The 1,226-nt window shown below is 73.6% G+C and carries 1 protein-coding gene; it reads left to right on the forward strand.

Features of this window, described 5'->3' with window-relative positions; translation table 11 throughout:
• The first annotated feature begins 419 nt into the window (after nucleotides 1–419).
• Nucleotides 420–1,073 (forward strand): RNA methyltransferase, encoded by a 654-nt coding sequence (locus FV223_RS28020; RefSeq protein ID WP_348644836.1) that lies wholly within the window; start codon nucleotides 420–422, stop codon nucleotides 1,071–1,073.
• The last annotated feature ends 153 nt before the right edge of the window (nucleotides 1,074–1,226 follow it).

The following is a 1,226-nucleotide window of genomic DNA, read 5'->3' on the forward strand; positions in this document are numbered from 1 at the left end:
GGATGGCGGCGCCGGGCGGGTGCGGCAACTTCGTCCCGCCCGTGCTAACGCTGCCGCTTCGCGCGCCTTGGCGGGGCGCTGTCTTCCTGCGCGGTCGCGCGCAGCACGGGTCTGGAATGGTTGGGCGGATGGCGAGCGAGAGCGACGACTGCGGCGACGGCGGGCGGCCGACCGGGTCCGAGGTGCGAAAGCCCGGCTTCGGCAAGGCCGATCATGGCAAGCCAGGGTATGGGAAGCCCGGCTTCGGCAAGCCGAGCCACGGCAAGCCGGGTTACGGCAAGCCCGGCTTCGGAAGACCCGCTTTCGGAAAACCCGGCTTCGGCAAGCCCGCCTACGGTCAGCGGCCGCGGCCGGCCGGGCCGCAGCCGGCGCACGAGGGCGCCGCGGTGATCTACGGCTTCCACCCGGTGGTGCAGGCGATGGGCAATGCCGAGCGGATCCTGCACCGGCTGCTCGCCACCGAGAACGGCGCCGCGCGCCTCGTGGAGGAGCTGGGCACCCTGCGGATCGAGCCCGAGCTGGTGCGGCCGTCCGACATCAACCGGCTGCTCGGGGCGGATGCGGTGCACCAGGGCCTCTACCTCGAGGCGGAGCCCCTCGCCTCGCCCGGCCTCGACGCGCTGCCGGCCGATGCGCTGCTGCTGGCGCTCGACCAGATCACCGATCCGCACAATGTCGGGGCGATCGTGCGCACCGCTGCGGCCTTCGGCGTCACCGGCATCGTCACGACCGCGCGCCATGCGCCGGGCGCCACCGGCGTGCTGGCGAAATCCGCCTCCGGCGGCCTGGAGCACGTGCCGTTCCTGGTGGTGCGCAACCTCGCCGAGGCGCTGATCGCCCTCGGCGCGCAGGGTTTCACCCGCATCGGCCTCGATTCCGACGCCGAGACCGGCCTCGACACGCTGACCCCGACGCGGCCGGCGGTGATCGTGCTCGGCGCCGAGGGCAAGGGGCTGCGCGAGCGCACCCGCGCCTGCTGCGACGTGCTCGCCAAGATCCCGTTCACCGGCGAGATCCGCAGCCTCAACGTCTCGAACGCCGCCGCGATCGCCCTCTACGCCCTCGGCCGTTAGCTTGCGATTTGGCGACGCGGGACACACCCGCCTCGCCCGGTCGCAAACGGTCAGATGCCGTGGCCGGCGACCTCGCGGGCGACGGCGCGCCGGCCGATGTCGCGGCGGCAGAACCCTTCCGGCCAGTCGATCCGGGCGACCGCCGCGTAGGCG

The sequence above is a fragment of the Methylobacterium sp. WL116 genome (genome assembly GCF_008039455.1).
Lineage (GTDB): Bacteria > Pseudomonadota > Alphaproteobacteria > Rhizobiales > Beijerinckiaceae > Methylobacterium.

Bases quoted from the DNA above. Each gene is read 5' to 3' on its own strand.
- FV223_RS28020 (WP_348644836.1), top strand. From the start codon at position 420: ATGGGCAATGCCGAGCGGATCCTGCACCGGCTGCTCGCCACCGAGAAC.